A 20,195-nucleotide genomic window follows, 5' to 3' on the forward strand; every position below is an offset into this window, starting at 1 on the left:
GTTCCGGGGTGAATCGGGGGCGCCGTACTTCCCTGGCGCCCGGCCCGGCACGGTATGTTCCCACACGGAGCGGCTGTCACCCGAGGCCCATGGGGCGCCGGAGCCGCTCGGATTGCACCGTCTCACCACCAAGGGATCGGGAATGATCACGCTGACGAAAGATGACGAACCGGCGGACCTGGCCGGGGTTACCCACCTGTCGATAGGGGTCTCCTGGGACCCCACGGTCGGGAGCAGCGGCGGCATCATGGGCAAGCTGCGCCAGACCAAGGGCACCGACCTCGACCTGATCGCCATCGCCATGGCGGGATCCGACCCGGTCCGGCTCGCCGGTCTCGACTCGCTGGACCCCATGGGCAACGGCGCGATCGTGCACAGCGGCGACAACCAGACCGGCAAGGGCGACGGCGACGACGAGACGGTCACCGTCGAGTTCTCCCGGATCCCGAACCAGATCACGGCCATCGTCTTCGTCGCCGCCGCCTACAAGAAGGGCAGCAGCTTCCAGAAGGCCCGCAACATCAGCTTCAAGGTGTACGACGCCTCCGGTGGCAGCACCGCGCAGGTCGCCGACATCTGGCCCAGCCTGCTCACCACCGACAACGGCTGCGCCGTCGCCAAGGCCACCCGCAGCGGGGAGACCTGGCGGCTGCAGGTGATCAACGAGACCGGCAAGATCAAGCAGGGCAACGAGCACTCGCTCATGCGCTTCGCCGCAGGCAAGTAGCAACCAGGAAGCGTTCGCCCGGGACGCCGCCTCCCTGGGCGGACGCTACTTCCCCCCGCCGCCGGTGTCGCACAGCGCGCGGTCGACGAGTTCGCCCGCGACCCGCTCCTGCCGGAGCATGCTGTCGTGTGAGTCCCCCAGCGCGGTGGACATCGAGACGGTGACGGCCCGGCCGCCGTCGGCGGTGGCGCCGTTCACGGTGATGTAGCCGGCTTCGCCGCCGCCGTGGCCCCAGTAGCCGCCGCCGCAGGACAGCGGGCGTTCGACGAGGCCGAGGCCGTAGCGCCCGCCCGGCCAGAACTCCTGCAACTCCTCGCTGACCGGCACGGTCTCCCGCATCTCCGCGAGCCGCGCCCGCGGCAGCAACTCGCCCCCGAGCAGCGCCGGGTGGCGGGCGGCGGCATGGCCATGGACCCGGAGGTCGTCGCCCAGCTCCTCGCCGCGCGCGGCGACCCCGTCGACGCGCTCACGGCACGGGAGCGCGAGGTGCTCGCGCTGATGGCCGAGGGCCACGACAACGCGACCATCGCCCGGCGGCTCGTCATCACCGACAACGCCGTGCACAAGCACATCGGCAACGTCTTCCTCAAACTCGGCCTGGCCCCGGGCGACAGCGGCCACCGCCGCGTCCGCGCCGTCCTGGCCCACCTGCGTCGGCAAAGGGCTCTGGACGGGTAGCGGGCTGCGCTCGACACCTGACCCGGCAGGCAAGGGAGGCCGCCGCGGCGATGCTCGCGGGCGCGGTCAGGGCGCCCCCCCCGGCGGGCCGCCCCGAAGGCCGTCCGCCCGCCGCCGGGCCGCGGCGGGCGGCTGCGGGAGGCGGGGTTACTCCTCCTCGTCCTCGAAGGCGTCGCCGATCTCGTCGACGACCTCCGCGGCGACCATCCCGCCCACGACGCCCGCCGCGAGGCCGCCGGCCGCCGCGACGGCGACCGTGCCCATCCCCGGGCCGCGACGCCCGTGGTCCTCCTCGTAGCGGTGTCCCCCGTGGGGCTCGCCGCCCGGATTTACTATCCCTTTACTCTGGTGTCCGCGACATCGGCATTCGGCCAGATCCACTCGATCCGACGACCCGCGCCGAGCGGGGCGACGGGCGACGGGCGGCCGGTGACCGGCGACTGGCGGCCGGGGGCCGGGGGCCGGCGACGAAGGAGCAGCGGTCCCCATGGGCGAACCTCCCGAACACGGCCACTCCCGTTCCGGCCGGGCCGAGTTGCCCGACTCGGCATCACCGTCTGCACCCTCGGCAACCGGCGTGAGTGCGGGGCCGGATGTGTGTCGCGATATAGCGCTAGTCTGGTGGTCGCGCCGATGTATGCGCCGCGCGAACGTGTGAGGGCACCGGGACGGAACAGGACGGAAGCATGTCGGGAGAGATCTCGCCCACCGGACAGAACTCCGGCCCGGGCTCGCCTGGCTCGCCCGGCGCACCGGGGGCGCAGGGGTCGCCGGGTTCGCAGCCCGAACTGCGCGCCTCGCACGCCGACCGGGACCGGGTGGTGGACGTACTGCGGATCGCCGCGGGGGAGGGCCTGCTGACCGCGGACGAGCTGGACCAGCGCGTGGAGGCCGCCCTGTCGGCCCGTACCCGCAGCGAACTGGCCGTGCTCACCGCCGATCTGCCGCCCGTGTCGGCCGGTGCCGGCGCGGCCGGGGCCGAGGTGAAGGACCTGGTCAGGATCGAGCAGATCCACAGCGGCGCGATCGAGCGCGTGGGGCGCTGGGTGGTGCCGCGCAGGCTGGAACTCGCGGTGACCTACTGCGAGGTGACCCTCGACTTCACCGACGCGGTGATCACGCAGGACACCCTGCGGATCGACGTGGCCATGATGGGGAAGAACCTGACGCTGGTCACCGGTCCCGGCATCGTGGTCGACACCGACGGCCTGCAGTTGGTGCACAGCAAGGTCGTGTTCCGCGAGCCGCCCGCGGATCCCGGTGTGCCGGTCAGGCTGCGGGTGGAGCTGTACGGGCAGAAGGCCCACGGCCGCGTGGTGGTACGGCCGCGGCGGCGGACGTTCGGGCAGTGGCTGCTGCGCAGGTAGTGCTCCCGTGAGCCGGGGCGAGCCTGTCCTGGAGCAGGGCGTGGCGGAGCTGGTAGCGGACGCCCTCCGCACGGAGGATGCGGTGAGGAATCTCAGCGGGCGATGCCGGTGCTATTGCGGCGCAGGGTCCCAGATCGCTTCAAGATCCGCGCGTACCGCACAGTCTCCCCTCCCCAGGCGATCGCTCAGCGTAGGGCACGTGGACTGCTGTCACAGCCTGCGTGCATGGATCCGGCACTGTGTGTACCTTCGGCCCGTGAACCTCTCCCCGGTTGAGGCTCGTGATCGCTTCATGGGCTCCCCCGTTGCGCGACTGGCTACGGCCGACGGGGCAGGTGTGCCGCACGTGGTGCCCATCACCTTCGCCGTCGACGGAGATGTGATCGTCTTCGCCATCGATCACAAGCCGAAGCGCACGACCGACCTGCGCCGGCTGCGCAACATCGCGGAGAACCCGTCCGTGTCGGTCATCGCTGATCACTATGCCGACGACTGGGCATCGTTGTGGTGGGCCCGCGCCGACGGACGAGCTGACATCCGGGAAGACGATGCCGGCCGCCTGCCAGCCGTCGAGCTGCTGCAACAGAAGTACCGTCAGTACCAGGAAGCACCCCCGCCGGGTGCGGTGGTCGCTATCCATGTCGTGACCTGGACCGGGTGGGCTTCCACCGACCACACGACAGACCCGGGTCGCTGACCTGGGCCTCCTGTCTGGAGCGGGCGACGGGAACCGAACCCGCGCTCGCAGCTTGGGAATCCCCGATACTGAAAAGTCGACGAGCCTCTGAGCCGTGGCGACTTGTGAAGAGCGGACGGCATCAGTGCGGAGCGGAACCACTGACCTCCATTGTCTCGTGTTCCCCGCGGTGTAGGGCACGCGAGTGGCGCCGAGGCCCGTGGCGACGGCTTGCTGCTGTGTGAACGGTGGCGAAGGTAGCCTGAACGGTGCTCGTGCAACCGCTGACCTGGTGGCATGAAGGGGCTGGGAGTGGTGGGGAATCGACCGACGGACTGGCACATACTCGACTTGGACGAGGATCCGGTGCCGGGGGATCCGGAGCGGGTCAAGCGCCTGGCGCGCGAGCTGCACGACTTCGCCGACGATGTGGCGGATGCGTTGCGGCAGATCAAGGGCATGGCCGGTGAGGACGCGCTGCTGCGGTGGGCGGGGAAGACCGCGAAGGCGTTCCAGGACGAGTTCGAAGAGGTCCCCAAGAATCTGAAGAAGCTCCAGCGGTCGTACGACCTGGCGGGTGATGCGCTCGCGGCGTACTGGCCGAAGCTGGAGCGCGCCCAGTCGCTGGCCGACAAGGCCCTCGCCAAGGGCCGCGAAGCCCAGAGCGATCTGACCGCCGCCAACGGACGCCTCGATTCCGCGAACTCCTGGGTGGACCGGGCGACGAAGAAGACCGAGGAGTACGACGAGAAAGAGGGCAAGGAGAAGCCCGACGAGTCCGAGGTACGCGCCGCCACCCGCAACGCCACCGACGCCAAGTCCGCCCAGTCCAGCGCCCAGACGGCCGTCGACAACGCCGAGTCCGGCCTCGAAGCGGCGAAGAAGATGGCCGCCGACGCCAAGAAGATGCGCGAGGACGCCGCCTCCGAGGCCAAGGACAAGCTGGAAGAAGCCTCCGACGCCGGTATTCAGAACCGGAAGTGGTGGGAGAAGGCGGTCGACTGGGTCAAGGACAACTGGGACACCATCGTCAACGTCTGCAAGGTCATCGTCGCCGTCCTCGGCATCGTCGTCCTCATCATCGGCGGACCGCTCGCCTGGGTCGTTCTCGCCGCCGCCCTCGTCGTCCTCGCCGACACCCTCTACAAGTACATGAACGGCCAAGCCTCCCTCTGGGACGTCGCCTTCGCCGCGCTGGACTGCATCCCCGGCATGAAGGGCATCACCTCCCTCGCCAAGCTCGGCAAGATGGCCGGCGGCCTCAAGGCTGTCGCCAAGGGCGGCCTGAAGGCCATGTCGGCGGGCGTGAAGGGCATGGGCAAGGCATTCCGCAAACAGGCCGTGCAGATGTTCAAGCGCAACGGCTGCGGCGACCCGGTGGACGTCGCCACCGGCGAGATGACCTTGTCGGCCACCGATGTCGAGCTGCCCGGGGTGCTTCCGCTGGTCATCGAGCGCCACCACATCACCACGTACACCGACGGTCGCTACTTCGGCAGCTCGTGGGTATCCACGCTGGATCAGCGGCTCACTCTCACCGACGATGCGGTGCACCTCCTCACTGCCGACGGCATGACCCTCGTCTACCCGACACCTCTCGCGGACGGGGAGACCGCCGTCTTCCCCGTCGCCGGTCCGCGCTGGGGCCTGACGTGGGACGGTAGGCCGGGCGCCCCGCTCGTCGTCGAACAGCCGGAGGCCGGGCGAGTCCTTCTCTTCGCCCCGGTGCCGGGCCGGCCAGGGGGCGAGCTGCCGATATCCGCCGTCATCGACCGCAACGGCAACCGCGTCGACTTCCGGTACCGCGACGACGGCGAGCTCCGAGAACTCGCGCACTCCGGCGGCTACCGCGTCGGTGTCGCCGTCTACGAGAGGCGCGTGACCTCCCTGCGGCTGCTGTCCGACCCCGCGGAGCCCGTGTTGCTTGCCTACGACTACGACGACAACGGCCTGGTGGAGAAGGTCTTCAACTCCTCCGGACTGCCCCTGCTCTTCTCCTACGACGAAGAGGCGAGGCTGACCCGCTGGGAGGATCGCAACGGGACCTGGTACCGCTACGAGTACGACGACGCCGGCCGCTGTGTGTTCTCCACGGGAACGGACCGGGCCCTGGAGTACTCCTATCGCTACGAGCCGGAGCACCTGCGCACCACGGCGACCGACTCGCGCGGCCACAGCACCGTGTACGAGTTCAACGACGGCTTCCAGCTCGTCGCCCAGACCGACGCCCACGGCCGTACCATCCGGCACGAGTACGACCTCGACGAGCGGCTCAGCGCCTACATCGACCCCCTCGGCCGCACCACACGCTACGCGTACGACACCACAGGAGACCTGGCCACCCTGGTGCTCCCCGACGGCAGCCGCAAGCAGGCCGTCTACAACGAGCTGCGCCTGCCGGTGGAACTGGTGGAAGCCGACGGCTCCCGCTGGGAGTTCGCCTACGATGCCCGCGGCAACCGTGTCGCCACCCTCGACCCCGCGGGCCGTCGCAGCCGCTTCAGCTACGACGAGCACGGAGGGCTGACCTCGGTCACCGACGCCGCCGGCGGACAGACCCGGGTCCGGTGCGACGCAGCCGGCCTGCCGATCGCCGTCACCGACCCCGTTGGGGAGACGACCACCCTCACGCGGGACGCCTTCGGCCGGCCGGTCACCCTGACCGATCCGCTTGGCGCGTGTACCCGCAGCCGGTGGTCGGTGGAGGGACGCCTGCTGGAGCGCACCGATCCGCTCGGCGGTGCGGAGACGCTCGAGTGGGACCCGGAGGGCAACCTGCTCGCCCGGCGTGAGGCCGGCGGGGCCACCACCACGTACACGTACGGCGCCTTCGATCAGATGACCTCCACCACCTACCCGGACGGCGCCGCCTACCGCTACACCCGCGATGCCGAGCTGAACCTCCTCCAGGTCACCGATCCGGCCGGCCGCACCTGGGATTACGACTACGACGAAGCGGGCCGTCTGGTGTCGGAATCCGACTTCGACGGCCGCGTCACCCGCTACACCTACGACGCCGCCGACCAGATACGCACCCGTACCAACGCCGTGGGACAGCGCCTTTCCCATGACTACGACCTCCTGGGGCGGGTGACGGCCACGACCTCGGAGCAGGGCATCAGCCGCTACGAGTACGACGCGCTGGGCCGGGTGACCCGCGCCGCCACCCCGGGCGTCGATCTCGCCCGCACCTACGACCCGCTGGGCAATCTCCTCACCGAGACCACCAACGGCCGCACGCTCGCCTTCACCTACGATGCCGCCGACCGGCAGGTGACCCGAACCACACCCTCCGGGCACCACAGCGAGTGGACCTACACCCCCGACGGCCTCGCAGCCACGCTCACCACCGACGGACGCACCCTCACCTTCGACCACGACCCCCTCGGACGCGAGACCGCGCGCAGGGTCGGAGACCGGCTGACCTGCACCCAGCAGTGGGACCGGGCAGGCCGCCTCACCCGTCAGACGGTCGACGGGCCCACGGCCCGGGCGGCTGCCGTACGCCGCTACCGCTACCGCGCCGACGGTCACCTCACCGCGCTCGATGACGGCCTCGCCGGCGTCCGGACGTACGATCTCGACGCGCTGGGCCGGGTGCTGGCCGCCGCCGGTACCGCTGGCGCCACCAGCCGGGAGACCTACGTCTACGACGCCACCGGCAACCAGACCGAAGCCCACTGGCCGACAGCCGGCGACCCGCCCGGGGCGGACGCCGCGGGCGACCGCGAATTCCAGGGCACCCTCCTCACCCGGGCCGGCCGCGTCCGCTACGAGTACGACGCCGCCGGCCGTATCGTTCTGCGGCAGCGCCGCCGGCTGTCGAAGAAGCCCGAGACCTGGCACTACACCTGGGACGCCGACAGCCGCCTCACCCTTGCCGTCACCCCCGATGGCACCACCTGGCGCTACCGCTACGACGGCTTCGGCCGCCGCGTGGCCAAGGAGCGCCTCGACGCCACCGGCGCGGCAGCGGAACGTACCGACTTCACCTGGGACGGGTCCACGCTCGTCGAACAGGCCACCACGGGCGGCTCGTCCGCGGCTCCGGTCACCCTGACCTGGAACCACCGCGAACTGCAGCCGCTCACCCAGACCCGGCATACACCGGGCCAGAACGAGATCGACCGCGAGTTCTACGCCATCGTCACCGACCTCGTCGGCACCCCCACCGAACTCGTCGACGAGGACGGCGCGACGGCGTGGCGGCAGAGGTCCACGCTCTGGGGACTGCCCCTCGCGACGAGCGGTGACGACGACGAGATGCCGCTGCGCTTCCCCGGCCAGTACGCGGACACCGAAACCGGCTGGCACTACAACGTCCTCCGCCACTACGACCCGGCCACCGGCCGCTACGCCACCCTCGACCCGCTGGGCCTGACCCCCGCCCCCAACCCGTACACCTACCCCCACAACCCCACCACCTGGACCGACCCACTCGGCCTGGCCGCACACAGCCCGCCGGCCGGCAACGGGGGGAAGGGCCGGAAGAAGGGGCTGCGGCCGGACCCCAACGCGACCGGACCACACACGACGTTCCGGCGCGACGCCTCAACCGGGCGTGTGGTTCACTACGCAGAGTGGGCTCCCCAGTCCAATCCCAAGAACCCTGCGCCGTGGGAGATGGTGAAACGTGCAGACATGCAGGGCCAGCCGCACTTCGACAAGACGACAGGCCAGGTCATCCCCACACCCCACATCAACCTGCCGGACGGCTCTGCCCGGCCGGCCGAGCCCTGGGAGATAACCCCCGGTGGAAACCCGTGATCCGCTCCGCGCGCTGGGCGCTTGGTATGCAGAGCAGTGCGACGGTGACTGGGAGCACGAGTTCGGGGTGAAGATCGAGACCTTGGACAACCCCGGATGGCTCATCCAGGTCGATCTGCCCGGCACGAGCAAGGACGGCGTCACCCTTGCACCCGAATCGGAGGAAGGTATCGACGGCTCGTGGCTGCACAGATCCGCGGACGGCCGCATCCTGCGGGTCGCATGCGGCCCCCAGGACCTGGAAAGAGCCGTCCGCGCGACACTGGACTTCCTCTCGCCCTGAGCACCACGCCCTTGCGCCCTGCCCGGGGATCCATCCGATCAGAAGCCACGTCGGCCAAGTGGGCTCAGAGCCTGCTGTCAGCGCGCGATGTCAGCGCGATTGCGGCGCCGGGTCCCAGATCGCTTCAAGATCCGTGCAGACGATACGGACAGTGCCCTGAGTGAACCGCAGCTCGTGGCTGCATCCCTTCTCGTGGGGCAGGATCTCATCGAGTCGCAGGCTGTTGAAGTCCGTCAACTCGAACGGTCCGCCGTCGTCGGTGGTCACCATCGCCTCGGTCACTCCCGAGTAGCGCAACGTGAGTCCATGCTCGTCTTCACCTCGACAGCACAGCAAACGTAGATCGAACGCGGATGGTGTCGGCGGCGCCGGTGGCGGGGCAGTCAGCTTGAGATCCTTCACGCACCGCTCGGCGTAGAAGTCGTAGTGATCAGGATCGGAGGCGAAGGCTCGCGCGCCGGCAGGAAGGTCCTCGACGATGTGCGGCACTCCCCGTGGTTCTCATCCGAGCCGGAACTCCAGCCAGCAGGAGGCGGTCCTATGAGCGCACCAAGCTTCACAAGCTCGCGTGCGTGCCCGTCTGCTCTGGGCAACGTGGCCAACTCCTCCTCGTCCATGAACGTGTGAGGCGCCGCCGCGCCCATGCGCGTCGGAAGTGCGGGTGTCCCGAAGACCGACGATCGCCAGGCCGTCACGGCTGCGTCAGCCCACCAGCGCACGAACTCGTGCGCGGTCATGTCGTACTCCCGCGGAAGGAGAAGGTGAAACTGGCGTGGGGGCCGTTGGGCGTCAGGACGGTAGTACTCCGGCCGGCGGGCCCGAGCGTAACCGGCGGTATTCCACGCGAAGGGGGTATCGCTGTGCTAGCGGTCGGCCGGAAGCTCCGCCGACTGGGAAAGCGGGTACGACGCAGTGTGCACGTGTGGTCCCCCTGCTGATCGGTCCTGGAGGTGCAGGGTGACCGCAAGTCTCGGGAAAACACGAAAGGACCCGGTCGCTGACCTGGGCCTCCTGTCTGGAGCGGGCGACGGGAACCGAACCTGCGCTCGGAGCTTGGGAATCCCACCGCCTTGAAGTGCGCGATGTGTGTCCGACCTGCGGCGATGTCCCCGTAGGGGAAGCCGATAAGGCCCGCTCTGTGTCCTTTGCCGACCCGTCTTCTCCGCCGCCTATGGCATGGGAATGGCACGGGGAGCGCCGTCCGCCGAGGGTTTCGAGTCGTCCGCGCGGCGGCGGCCCGCCCGGCAGCCGCACCGAAACCGTCCGGACCGGGCCGGGGCGGCCACCCGGCTCGAAGAACGCACACCGGGCCAAGCACCACAACGTCGGCACGGCCGTCAAACGCGCCGAGTCGATCAAGGAACACCAAGCTCGCGAAGGTAAACGACACGTGCCTCCTTCTCAAGCTCCGGCTTTGGTGATCAAGGAATGGGCGGTGGGTCACTGCGAGCTGGTAAACCGGTACGGTGGCAGTGAGTGACGTGTCCTGCGAGGTGAGCGGTGCCCGGTTGTCGCTCCCCAGGGAGTTCCTCACTCTGGTATGAGGGGGGCCGCCAAAGGGAGCGGTGTGTGGTGGACGGGCAAGGTGAGCTTCCGCGACTGCTGACAGCAGCGGAGACGGCGGCGCCGGTGGAGGCCGTCGACGTGGTCGCCGAGGACCTGCTGCGGCGTTTCGGTGCCAAGCGGGTCTCGTTCCTCATCCTGGACCTGACAGGGAGAGCGGTGGTGCCGCTGTCCACCGCCTCGCAGGCGGAGGCAGGAGCCGGGCGGCAAGCGGGCAGAATCGACCTGTTCGGCAGTGTCTACGAGCACGTGGTACGCACCCAGCGGCTGTATCGGGAGACGACGGGCCAGGGCGAGCGGGTGATCTTTCCGGTCACCAACCGAGGCGATGCCATCGGTCTGCTGGAACTCTTGCTGCCGCCCGGCCCCGGCCAGGGGGTGCTCGACGCGGTGGGTGAGGCCGCGCACATCCTGGCCTACATCGTGATCGCCAACCAGCGCTTCACCGACCTCTACACCTGGGGAAAGCGCAGCAGGCCCCTGACCCTGGCCGCGGAGATCCAGCACCAGTTGCTGCCCCTGTCGCTCACCTGTGAGGCGGCGCAGTTCGCCCTGTGCGGGAATCTGGAGCCCTCCGAGGACGTCAGCGGCGACACCTTCGACTACGCCCTCGACCGCGACACCCTCCACTTGTCCTTGACCGACACCTTGGGCCACAACCTTCAGGCCGCGCTGTCGGCGACGGTCTTGGTGGGCGCCCTGCGCGGCGCCCGCCGCCAAGGGGCCGACCTCACGGAACAGGCGCGGCAAGCCGACCAGGCCCTGGCCGGCCACAGGCCGCACGGCCACGCCACCGGGCAACTGGTGCGCATCGACCTCCACACCGGGCAAGCCGAGGTGGTCAACGCCGGACACCCCCGGCCGCTCCGTATGCGCGACGGAGTTGTGGAGGAGATTGCCTTGGAGGCGGACCAGCCCTTCGGACTGCCTGTCGCCATCCCCCATCCGTACCGAGTCCAAGAGCTCGACCTGCGTCCCGGCGACCGATTGATCATGCTTACCGACGGCATGCTCGAACGCGGCGCGGAGAAGGTGGATCTGCCTGCCCTCGTGAAGGACACCGGGCACCTGCATCCCCGGGAGACCGCGCTGACGCTGAGCACCGCGGTCTTGGACGCGGCCGGCGGCCATCTGGAAGACGATGCCACGGTGATGTGCCTGGACTGGCACGGCTCCCAGGTGACCAAACGGCACGTCGGCTCCGGCGCGGACGACCAGCAAGCCTCACCCCGCCGCATGAAGCCCTAGGGTCTGTCGGAGATCCAGCCACCTCCAACGCGGCACCGGACGGCGCACGGCCAAAGCGCGGTTGGCCGCGCTGCCGGTGCGGCGCCTGCCCGGGGGACGGCTGGCCCGCTGCGCGTTCCACGGGGCCGTCGTCTCACGCGTTGTTCTTGGGAGCGATCTCGGCGATGAGGGTCTCGATGCGGGTACGGATCTCGTCGCGGATGGGACGTACGGCGGCGACGCCCTGGCCGGCGGGGTCATCGAGCTTCCAGTCGAGGTAGGTCTTGCCCGGGAAGACGGGGCAGGCGTCGCCGCAGCCCATGGTGATGACGACATCGGATGCCCGCACGGCGTCGACGGTGAGGACCTTGGGCTGCTCGTGCGCGATGTCGATGCCGACCTCCCGCATCGCCTCGACGGCGGCGGGGTTGACGGTGTCGGCGGGGGCGGAGCCGGCGGAGCGGACCTCGACGCGGTCGCCGGCGAGGTGGGTCAGCCAGGCGGCGGCCATCTGGGAGCGGCCGGCGTTGTGGACGCAGACGAACAGGACGGAGGGCTTGTCGGGCATCGCGGTCTCTCTTGTCTTGCGGCGAGGGGCGGGGTGGCATCAGCTTCGCCTGATGTGACAATATCAGCCCATGCTGACATCAGTCGATGCTGAAGTGATCCGGGCCGCCGCCGTCCTGGTGGCGCTCAACTCCGTCTTCCAGGTACTGGCCTTCGGCCTCCTCGGCTGGTTCTACCTCGACCTCCTCCCCGGATGGCTCGGCCTGGGCGACGGTGAGCACCTGGACATCTCCGCCTGGAAGATCGCCGCCAACGTCGCCGTCTTCCTCGGCGTCCCGCTGCTCGCCGGCTTCCTCACCCGCCGCATCGGCGAACGCCGCCTCGGCCGCGCGGAGTACGAGCGGCGGTTCCTGACCCGTATCGGCCCGTGGGCGCTGTACGGGCTGCTCTTCACGATCGTGCTCCTCTTCGCCCTGCAAGGCGAGACCATCACCTCCCAGCCGCTCGACGTCGTGCGGATCGCGCTGCCGCTGCTGGTGTACTTCGCGCTGATGTGGTTCGGCACCTTCGCCCTCGGCAAGGCCATCGGCCTGGCCTACGACCGCACCGCCACCCTCGCCTTCACCGCAGCCGGCAACAACTTCGAACTCGCCATCGCCGTCGCCATCGCCACCTTCGGCGTCACCTCCGGCCAGGCCCTCTCCGGCGTCGTCGGCCCCCTCATCGAAGTGCCCGTGCTCGTCGCACTCGTATACGTATCCCTGGCCTGGCGCCGCAAGTTCACCGCCGGACCAGCCGGTACGGATCAGGCGCCGGAAGGGCGCAGCGTCTGGCCCACGGCGGCGAGAACCGACGGCTCGACGCGGTAGAAGACCCACGTGCCGCGGCGTTCGGAGGTGAGCAGTCCGGCCTCCTTGAGCTTCTTCAGGTGGTGGCTCACGGTGGGCTGGGAGACGCCGACGTCGGAGATGTCGCACACGCACGCCTCGCCGCCCTCGTGCGAGGCGACAAGGGAGAACAGCCGCAGCCGCACGGGGTCGGACAGCGCCTTGAACATGGCGGCGGCCCTCACCGCCTCCTCGGCCGTCAGGGGCCGCTCGGTCAGCGGCGGGCAGCACGGGGCCACCGCTTCGGGGGCGCCGGGCTCCAGCACCGGCAGCACGGTCTTGGTATTCGACATGCGTCTATGTTCACACAGGTCGAATCAGGTGAGCCCGACCGCGGCAGGGGGTTCCCCCGATGTTCCTTTTCGATAAACGTCTATGTTGACGCTCGTCGAATCAAGTGGAATGCTGGCCGCGCAGGCATCGATGGAAATCGAATCAGAAGGATCGAGGAACCAGCCGTCATGGACACCGCGAAGGATTCGCCCGTAGCCGTGATCGGAGCCGGACCCGTCGGGCTGGCCGCCGCCTCCCACCTCCTCGACCGCGGCATCGAGCCGCTCGTGCTGGAGACGGGACCGACCGCCGCCACCGCCGTACGCGGATGGGCGCACGTGCGCCTGTTCTCCACCTGGGCCGAGCTGACCGATCCCGCCGCTGAGAAGCTCCTCGCCCCCACCGGCTGGACCAAGCCCGACGAGACCGCGTACCCGACCGGCGGTGACTGGGCGGAGCGGTACCTCCAGCCCCTCGCCGACGCCCTCGGCGACCGCGTCCGCTACGGCACCACGGTCACGGGCGTCGCGCGCGCCGGCCGCGACCGCGTCGTCGACACCGACCGTGACGCCCAGTTCTTCACCGTCCATGTCGCACGAGCGGACGGCGCCGAGGAGCGCATTCTCGTACGTGCCGTCATCGACGCCTCCGGCACCTGGTCGACTCCCAGCCCCCTGGGCGCCAACGGCCTGCCCGCACTCGGCGAGCGCGCCGCCGCCGACCTCATCACCTACCGCATCCCCGACCTGACCGACCCGGCCGTACGCGCCCGCTACGCGGGCAGGGCCACCGCCGTCGTCGGCTCCGGCGCCTCCGCCTTCACCACCCTGGCCGCACTCGCCGGCCTCGCCGGTGAGGCCCCCGGCACACACACCCTGTGGATCCTGCGCCGCGGCATCGGCACGAACACCTACGGCGGCGGCGAAGCCGACCAGCTCCCCGCCCGCGGCGCCCTCGGCCTCGCCGCCAAGGCCGCCGTCGACGACGGCAACGCCACCGCCGTGACCGGCTTCCGCACCGCAGCCGTAGAACGCGACAGCGCCCGACCCGACCGCCTCGTCCTCGTCGCCGAAGACGGCCGCCGCAGCGAACCCGTGGACGAGGTCATCGCCCTGACCGGCCTGCGCCCCGACCTCACCTTCCTCGACGAACTGCGCCTCGCCCTGGACGAACGCCTCCAGGCCCCCGTCGCGCTCGCCCCGCTGATCGACCCCAACGTCCACTCCTGCGGCACCGTCTACCCCCACGGCGCCGCCGAGCTGTCCCACCCCGAGACCGGCGTCTACCTCACCGGCATGAAGTCCTACGGCCGCGCCCCCACCTTCCTCGCGCTCACCGGCTTCGAACAGGTCCGCTCCATCGCCGCCGCCCTCGCCGGCGACCACGAAGCCGCCGCCCGCGTCGAGTTGACCCTGCCCGAAACCGGCGTCTGCGGCGGCACCGGCCTCGCCACCGAAGCAGCCACCGCACCGGCCGAAACCGCGCCGCCCGCCGGCTGCTGCGGCGCTCCCGCCACCGGAATCATCCAGATCGGCACCACCGCCGGAAGCTGCTGACCTCCACGCCCACGACGACCGAGGAACTCGACGCCGGCGTGGCTTTGTTCACGAGTTGATGTGAAGGCATCAAATCCGTACGGCGCTCGGGCACTTACCGCACACGAATGGCGTGCAGGTATGGATTGGTCCAGACAACGAAGAATCCCCGGGTCGCTGACCTGGGGATTCGATATGGAGCGGGCGACGGGAATCGAACCCGCGCTCTGAGCTTGGGAATCCCACAGCCTTGAGCCGCCGATGCGCTTCTGACCTGCGGCGACGCACCTGAAGTGGCTCACAGGAGCGCGCACTCTCTGTCCGTCGTTGTCCCGTTTTCCCCGCGGTGTATGGCACGCGAGTGGCACGGAGGCCGGGACGACAGCCAGTTGCTGCACTGGCGATGGGCAGAAACCCGACGGGCGTGGTGACCCAGTGCGCCGCATTCCCGGCGTTTGCTCCCGTGAGCCGCGTGAGTCCTGCAAGGCTGACGTTGTGACGTACGTCGTGACGGTAGACGCCCGGATCGCGGATGGCGCTCCGGAGATGGACGAGCTACAGCGCGTCGGCGCGATCACTCTACTGGAGCAGGGGTTCGACGCGGTGGAGGAGATCGCGCGCCCGGTCTCATAGACCGGGCGTACCGCGCAGCACCTGCCAGCCCTCGGACGACATCACGCCGACAAATTCAAGAACGGGAATGGATGGGGTACGCCTGCGTGGCGCCGGTCGCCAGCTCACGCTCGATCAGGCGAAGTCTTTCGTTCAGTGGCGGCGGATACCGGCTCGACGGCCCTCGCGCGGCCTGGTCGGCAAACCCGCGACGAGGTCTGGGCGTGCCGACGGCGGGCCCGCGAGCCCGGAAGCCATCGTCCGGTCTACCGGCCGCAGCGCGGGTCGGCACGGCAGAATGAGATCGTGAGCGACGAAGACGTGGATCTGGCCGACCTGCTGGGAACTCAGGAATCCGCCTGCCTTGAGTTCAAGCGCACTCCCAAGCGCGAGGGCAGGCGGGGTGACGCCATCGGCAACGCGGTATGCGCCATGGCCAACGACCTGAGTGGTCGTGGCGGGGGTGACATCCTCGTAGGAGTGGACGACAAGGGTATGCCCGTCGACGATGTCGATCTGAGCGATCGTGCGCTCCTCCAGCTCACCGAGATCCGAGACTCCGGCCTCATCCTCGACCGCCCGTCCCTCACGGTCGAGCGGGCCGTCTACCGAGGCAAACCCGTCGTCCGGCTCCACGTGGCCGCATCCGCGACCCCGCCGGTGCGGTTCGACGGTGTCATCTGGGTCCGTCCGGGCCCGACCACGCGTAAGGCCAGCCGGGAGGACGAGCGGGTTCTCACTGAGCGCCGACGAGCCATAGACCGTCCCTTCGACACGCGTGCAATGGAGCTGGTCCGCGTCGATGACCTGGATCTGGATGTGTTCCGGCAGTCGTATCTGCCTTCCATGGTCGCCCCGGACGTCATCGAGGAGAACGGCCGCCCCACCGACCGGCAGCTCTCCTCACTCCACCTGATGACCCCCGGCGGCACGCCGACCACGCTCGGTGTGCTGGCCGTTGGACTCGACCCCACCAATCATGTGCCAGGGGCCTACGTCCAGTTCGTCCGCTACCAGGGCGTTGACCTCGATGCCCCGATCGTCGATGAGCAGGAACTCCGGCAGAACCTGGTAGGGCTCTCGGCACGTCTGGAACCTCTCCTGCGCAGCAATCTGCGCACGAGGCTCGCGGAGGACGGGTTCCGGGAGACGCCCCGCCCGGACTATCCACTGGAGGCACTGCGTGAGCTCTGCATGAACGCGCTCATGCACCGGAACTATGAGACCTCCTACGCCCCGACCCGGATCGTCTGGTTCGACGACCGAATCGAGATCACCAATCCCGGCGGACCGTTCGGGCAAGTCCGGGACGACAACTTCGACCGTGTTACTGACTACCGCAATCCGTCCCTGGCCGCCGCGATGAAAGGGCTTGGATATGTGAACCGGTTCGGACGGGGAATCGGGCGAGCGAGAAGGGCGCTAGAGGACAACGGAAATCCGCCCCCTGAGTTCCAGGTGGACGATTCGTCGTGGGTCGTCGTGATCAGGAGAGCTGCATGACATCGATCGCCCTGTTCAACAACAAGGGAGGTGTGGGAAAGACCACCCTTACCTACCACCTGGCCCACATGATCCGGCGCCTTGGTCTGAGCGTGCTCACCGTCGACCTGGATCCCCAGGCGAACCTGACCTCCATGTGCCTGGACGAGACGGAGATCGAGGAGCTCTGGGAGAACCCCTCCGAGCTCATCAACCAGGGCGCGGTTCCGGCGGGCCTGCCGGGGGTCGGACGGGTTCGCAGCGGACAGACCATCGCCGATGCCGTCCGCCCCATCCTCGAAGGGACGGGCGACATCGCGGCTATCGAGCCTGCCAGGCTCCAGCCCGACCTCTGGTTGCTGCCCGGCAGCCTTGACCTCAGCCGCTTCGAGGACAAGTTGTCCAACGAATGGTCCCGTGCCTACGCGGGCGACATCGCGGCCATCCGTACATCGACAGCATTCCACCGGATCATGGAGCAGGCGGCGAGGGCTGTGGCCGCCGACATCGTGCTGATCGACGTCGGCCCCAACCTAGGAGCCATCAACCGGGCCGCATTGATTTCCGCCGACTCGGTACTGATGCCATTGGCCGCGGACCTGTTCTCGCTTAAGGGCCTCAGCAACCTGGGGCCTACACTGCGCCAGTGGCGCGCCGACTGGCAGCAGCTCGTCCTTCCCAGGGTGCCGCCAAGCATCTCCGCGCCCGAAGCCGGGATGCGGCCCCTCGGGTACGTGATCATGCAGCCGGAGATGCGACTCGACCGGCCGGTCAGGGCGTACGAACGGTGGCTCAAGCGGATTCCCTGGGTCTACTCCTCAGCGGTTCTCGCCGAGTCGCAGCCCACCCGCGACGACGACCAGCACCGCATCGCGACCATGCGGAACTACCGGAGTCTGATGCCTCTGGCACACGACGCAAGGAAGCCGATGTTCGATCTGAAGCCGGCCGACGGCGCCCTGGGCAGCACCCAGCAGTACGTGAAGACCTGCTTTAAGGAGTTCCAGATGCTGTCCCGCGAGGTGCTCGTACGGATCGGCGAGCCCTTGGAGGGGGTTCGCCCGCTAGCACCGGCCGGCCCGAGCTAGCTTGGATCTTTCGTACAGGGTCGGATCGGCACCAAGACCGAACGGCGTCAGCCGGGCGGTCTCCCATCCCGATTTTCACGGTTCCAGGGTGGCGCCGTCAGGCGCCCGGTTGACTTTCGTGACAGTCTTGGATCCGTCGGTGGGCCGTGTCAGTTGTTCAGGATGGTGGCGGCCAGGCTGATGGCAGGACTGTCGCGTCGGGCGGGCGCCGGGTTCCCCGGTACCGGTCAGGCTGGTGCTACTCGCAGGCACGGGAACGTTCGGGCTAGGAGCATCAGAGTGAGACGCCGTTTCACTGGATGCCGGGGGCGCCGGAGCGGCGCAAGCCCGGGCCGGGACCGAAGCTACTGGTGTGGATCTGGTGCAAGGCTCATTGCAGGTCCAGACAATGCACCATCCCCAGGTCGCTGACCTGGGAGATTCGTCGTGGAGCGGGCGACGGGAATCGAACCCGCGCTCTGAGCTTGGGAAGCACCGGACTCCTTAGAGCACCTGAGTCGCTGACCAGTGGGAACGTGACTCTCTGGGCTCCACTCGGCGTGCCTCTGGTGACCACTGTTGACCGTCAATGACCACCCTGACGGGCACGCATCGGGCACGGCCGGGCGATTGTTGCGCACGCCGTGAGATGGCAACTGCGAAGCTGGGCCTCAACCAGGGTGCATGCGGTTCGAGATTCTCCGCGGGAGCGGACGCGGGTGGCTGTCTCATCGCGGCCGGTGGTGTAGCTGTATGCAGCCTGGATCACCAACTGGGCGACGTCCATTCGTCGGTGCGTGCTCCCGGGTGAGCGGTCGGTTTCGCCCACCACAGAGTGACCGCTCCTGAGCTCCGACAGACTGAAGCACCTGTCGGACGCGGACTCCGAGGCGGCTTCGGCAGTGCTCGACCTTCTGGTCGGTGTCGCTGCGCACCATCCCGCGAAGGTGTTGCTCAGTCCCACGACAGCGTCTTGATCTTTGACTTGCGCGAGTCCTCGAACGTGATCTGAGGATCGGCCACGGCCGGTCGTCAGGTGGTGGTGGGTTGGAGCAGGCGGTCGAGGAGGTCGTCGAGGCTGATCAGTCCGGTGAGCCGGCCGTCCTCGTCGCGTACGACGGCGAGGGTGGCCCGGCGGTAGCGCAGCGTCTCCAGCGCGTCCGCGGCCGTGTCGTCCTCGCACAACTCCGGTACGGGCCGGGCCAGGTCGCCAGCGGTGGCGGCGCGTCCTTGGGCGCGGGCGACGAGGGTGTCGCGGGCGTGCAGAGAGCCGAGGATGTCCGCGCCGTCGCGGACCAGCAGGCGGGTGCGGTCGGTGGCGGTGGCGGTGGCGGTGGCGGGCACCGCGTCGATGGCGTCGGCCCGCACCCGGAGGTCGCGTACGGGGGTCTGGAGCTCGGTCAGGGAGCGGGTGAGCAGCGCGGAGTCGGCGGCGTCGATGAGTCCGAGGCGCCGGGACTCGGTGATCAGGGCGGTGAGCTGCTCGCGGTTGTGCACGGAGGTGATCTCGTCGCGGGGGGTGTCGCGGGCGAGCCGCACCAGCCCGTTGATGATCTGGTTCAGCCCCCAGATGAGCGGCCGGACGGCCAGGGTGACGGCACGGAAGGCCGGGGCGAGGAGCATCGCCGAGGACTCGGGGTGGGCGATGGCCCACGACTTGGGGGCCATCTCGCCGAGCACCATGTGCAGGAACACCACGACGATCACGGCGACGGCGAAGGCGACACCGTAACTGAGGGCGGACGGCAGGCCCAGGTCGTGCAGCAGCGGGTCCAGTTCGTGGGAGATCGCCGGCTTGGACACCGCTCCCAGGCCGAGTGTGCACAGGGTGATGCCGAGCTGGGCGCCGGCGAGCATCAGCGACAGCTCACGCATCCCGGCCAGCGCCGACTTCGCGCCGCGCCGCCCGTCGGCGACGGCCCGTTCCACGCGGTGGCGCTTGGCGGCGACGAGCGCGAACTCGGCGGCCACGAAGAAGCCGCTGCCGATCAGCAGCAGGAGGGTGACGAGCAGGGCGAGGGGCAGGCTCACGCGGTGCCCTCCTTCGGGGATTCCCCGGACCGGTCAGCGACGGTGTCGGTCAGCCGCTCCGGGCGTATGCGCTTGGGCACATGGCGGTCGAGGCTCTGGATGTCGAGGAGGCCCGGCCGCCGTCGGGCAGGGCAACGGTGAGGCGGTCGCCGACGGTGGTGCACCGCCGGCAACCGCCTGACCCGGGCGGCGTCCTCCGCCTCGTAACACCGTGCTGTGAAACCCGGCCCTCCGCCGCGACGGGAACCGGACCGGCCCGTCGATCGCCTCCGCGGGTGGGCGCGCCAAGTGCAGCATGGGCTTGATAGGCGGCCAACGAGGCCACCAGACTGACCGGTTGGGACGTGGGAGATCACGTTCGAATCCGGGGGTCTCACCCGGGGTTTTTCGGGTCTTCAAAGTTGAGCCCGCGGGCACCTCCGCACCGCTCAACTTTGAAGACCCGGTTTTTCGGCTATCGGGTCTGGCGGGAGCGCCTTTGCGCCATGATCGTCGTCACGCCTGTCCGACATC

General features: G+C 69.3%; 16 protein-coding genes and 1 pseudogene. 12 read left to right on the top strand and 5 right to left on the bottom strand.

What is annotated here, in order from left to right; translation table 11 throughout:
* Positions 1-142 precede the first annotated feature (142 nt).
* Positions 143-727, top strand: coding sequence for a TerD family protein (locus OG946_RS18955; protein ID WP_047016992.1), 585 nt, complete (start codon positions 143-145; stop codon positions 725-727).
* A 45-nt stretch (positions 728-772) separates the two neighbouring features.
* On the opposite strand, the gene OG946_RS18960 is transcribed toward OG946_RS18955, so the two are convergent.
* Positions 773-1,066 carry a hypothetical protein gene (locus OG946_RS18960; RefSeq protein WP_326800479.1) on the bottom strand — a complete coding sequence of 98 codons (294 nt, stop codon included), beginning with the start codon at positions 1,064-1,066 and terminating at the stop codon, positions 773-775.
* Between the two features lie 63 nt (positions 1,067-1,129).
* On the opposite strand from OG946_RS18960, the gene OG946_RS18965 reads away from it, so the two are divergent.
* The 5 genes from OG946_RS18965 (at position 1,130) to OG946_RS18985 (ending at position 8,498) form a co-directional block, all read left to right on the top strand.
* Positions 1,130-1,405, top strand: coding sequence for a LuxR C-terminal-related transcriptional regulator (locus OG946_RS18965; protein WP_442814411.1), 276 nt, complete (start codon positions 1,130-1,132; stop codon positions 1,403-1,405).
* A 686-nt stretch (positions 1,406-2,091) separates the two neighbouring features.
* Complete coding sequence (locus tag OG946_RS18970) at positions 2,092-2,772, top strand: DUF1707 SHOCT-like domain-containing protein (protein WP_326797250.1); 681 nt, start codon at positions 2,092-2,094, stop codon at positions 2,770-2,772.
* A gap of 256 nt (positions 2,773-3,028) precedes the next feature.
* A complete protein-coding gene (locus tag OG946_RS18975; protein ID WP_326797251.1) occupies positions 3,029-3,469 on the top strand; it encodes a TIGR03668 family PPOX class F420-dependent oxidoreductase in 441 nt (146 codons plus the stop codon).
* Positions 3,470-3,763: 294 nt separating this feature from the next.
* Positions 3,764-8,215: a DUF6531 domain-containing protein gene (locus tag OG946_RS18980; RefSeq protein WP_326797252.1), complete on the top strand. Its 4,452-nt coding sequence runs from the start codon at positions 3,764-3,766 to the stop codon at positions 8,213-8,215.
* Positions 8,202-8,498, top strand: a complete 297-nt coding sequence (locus OG946_RS18985) for an Imm53 family immunity protein (protein WP_326797253.1) — start codon at positions 8,202-8,204, stop codon at positions 8,496-8,498. The genes OG946_RS18980 and OG946_RS18985 overlap by 14 nt, the downstream gene beginning before the upstream one ends.
* Before the next feature lie 90 nt (positions 8,499-8,588).
* Here the strand turns inward: OG946_RS18985 and OG946_RS18990 are convergent, their stop codons facing one another.
* Positions 8,589-8,987: a hypothetical protein gene (locus OG946_RS18990; RefSeq protein ID WP_326797254.1), complete on the bottom strand. Its 399-nt coding sequence runs from the start codon at positions 8,985-8,987 to the stop codon at positions 8,589-8,591.
* A 1,080-nt stretch (positions 8,988-10,067) separates the two neighbouring features.
* Between OG946_RS18990 and OG946_RS18995 the strand changes: the two genes are divergently transcribed.
* Entirely contained in the window at positions 10,068-11,309 is a 1,242-nt protein-coding gene (locus tag OG946_RS18995) for a PP2C family protein-serine/threonine phosphatase (RefSeq protein ID WP_326797255.1), read from the top strand.
* Positions 11,310-11,442: 133 nt separating this feature from the next.
* Here OG946_RS18995 and OG946_RS19000 read toward each other — a convergent pair whose 3' ends face one another.
* A complete protein-coding gene (locus OG946_RS19000) occupies positions 11,443-11,856 on the bottom strand; it encodes an arsenate reductase ArsC (RefSeq protein WP_326797256.1) in 414 nt (137 codons plus the stop codon).
* Between the two features lie 103 nt (positions 11,857-11,959).
* Here OG946_RS19000 and OG946_RS19005 point away from each other — a divergent pair.
* Positions 11,960-12,664, top strand: a pseudogene (locus tag OG946_RS19005) (arsenic resistance protein); the annotation flags it as partial.
* Here OG946_RS19005 and OG946_RS19010 read toward each other — a convergent pair.
* A complete protein-coding gene (locus OG946_RS19010; RefSeq protein ID WP_326797257.1) occupies positions 12,601-12,975 on the bottom strand; it encodes an ArsR/SmtB family transcription factor in 375 nt (124 codons plus the stop codon). The pseudogene OG946_RS19005 and the gene OG946_RS19010 sit on opposite strands and share 64 nt — an antisense overlap.
* Positions 12,976-13,143: 168 nt before the next feature.
* Here OG946_RS19010 and OG946_RS19015 point away from each other — a divergent pair, with 168 nt between their 5' ends.
* The 4 genes from OG946_RS19015 to OG946_RS19030 all read left to right on the top strand — a co-directional run bounded on the left by OG946_RS19015 (position 13,144) and on the right by OG946_RS19030 (position 17,672).
* Positions 13,144-14,511, top strand: a complete 1,368-nt coding sequence (locus tag OG946_RS19015) for an NAD(P)-binding domain-containing protein (RefSeq protein WP_326797258.1) — start codon at positions 13,144-13,146, stop codon at positions 14,509-14,511.
* A 474-nt stretch (positions 14,512-14,985) separates the two neighbouring features.
* Complete coding sequence (locus OG946_RS19020) at positions 14,986-15,123, top strand: hypothetical protein (RefSeq protein WP_326797259.1); 138 nt, start codon at positions 14,986-14,988, stop codon at positions 15,121-15,123.
* 285 nt (positions 15,124-15,408) lie between these two features.
* Positions 15,409-16,605 (top strand): ATP-binding protein, encoded by a 1,197-nt coding sequence (locus OG946_RS19025; protein WP_326797260.1) that lies wholly within the window; start codon positions 15,409-15,411, stop codon positions 16,603-16,605.
* Positions 16,602-17,672 carry a ParA family protein gene (locus OG946_RS19030; protein WP_326797261.1) on the top strand — a complete coding sequence of 357 codons (1,071 nt, stop codon included), beginning with the start codon at positions 16,602-16,604 and terminating at the stop codon, positions 17,670-17,672. Before OG946_RS19025 ends, OG946_RS19030 begins: the two co-directional genes overlap by 4 nt.
* 1,011 nt (positions 17,673-18,683) lie before the next feature.
* Here the strand turns inward: OG946_RS19030 and OG946_RS19035 are convergent.
* Entirely contained in the window at positions 18,684-19,682 is a 999-nt protein-coding gene (locus OG946_RS19035) for a CNNM domain-containing protein (protein ID WP_326797262.1), read from the bottom strand.
* Positions 19,683-20,195 lie beyond the last annotated feature (513 nt).

The sequence above is a fragment of the Streptomyces sp. NBC_01808 genome (assembly GCF_035917395.1).
Classification (GTDB): Bacteria; Actinomycetota; Actinomycetes; order Streptomycetales; family Streptomycetaceae; genus Streptomyces.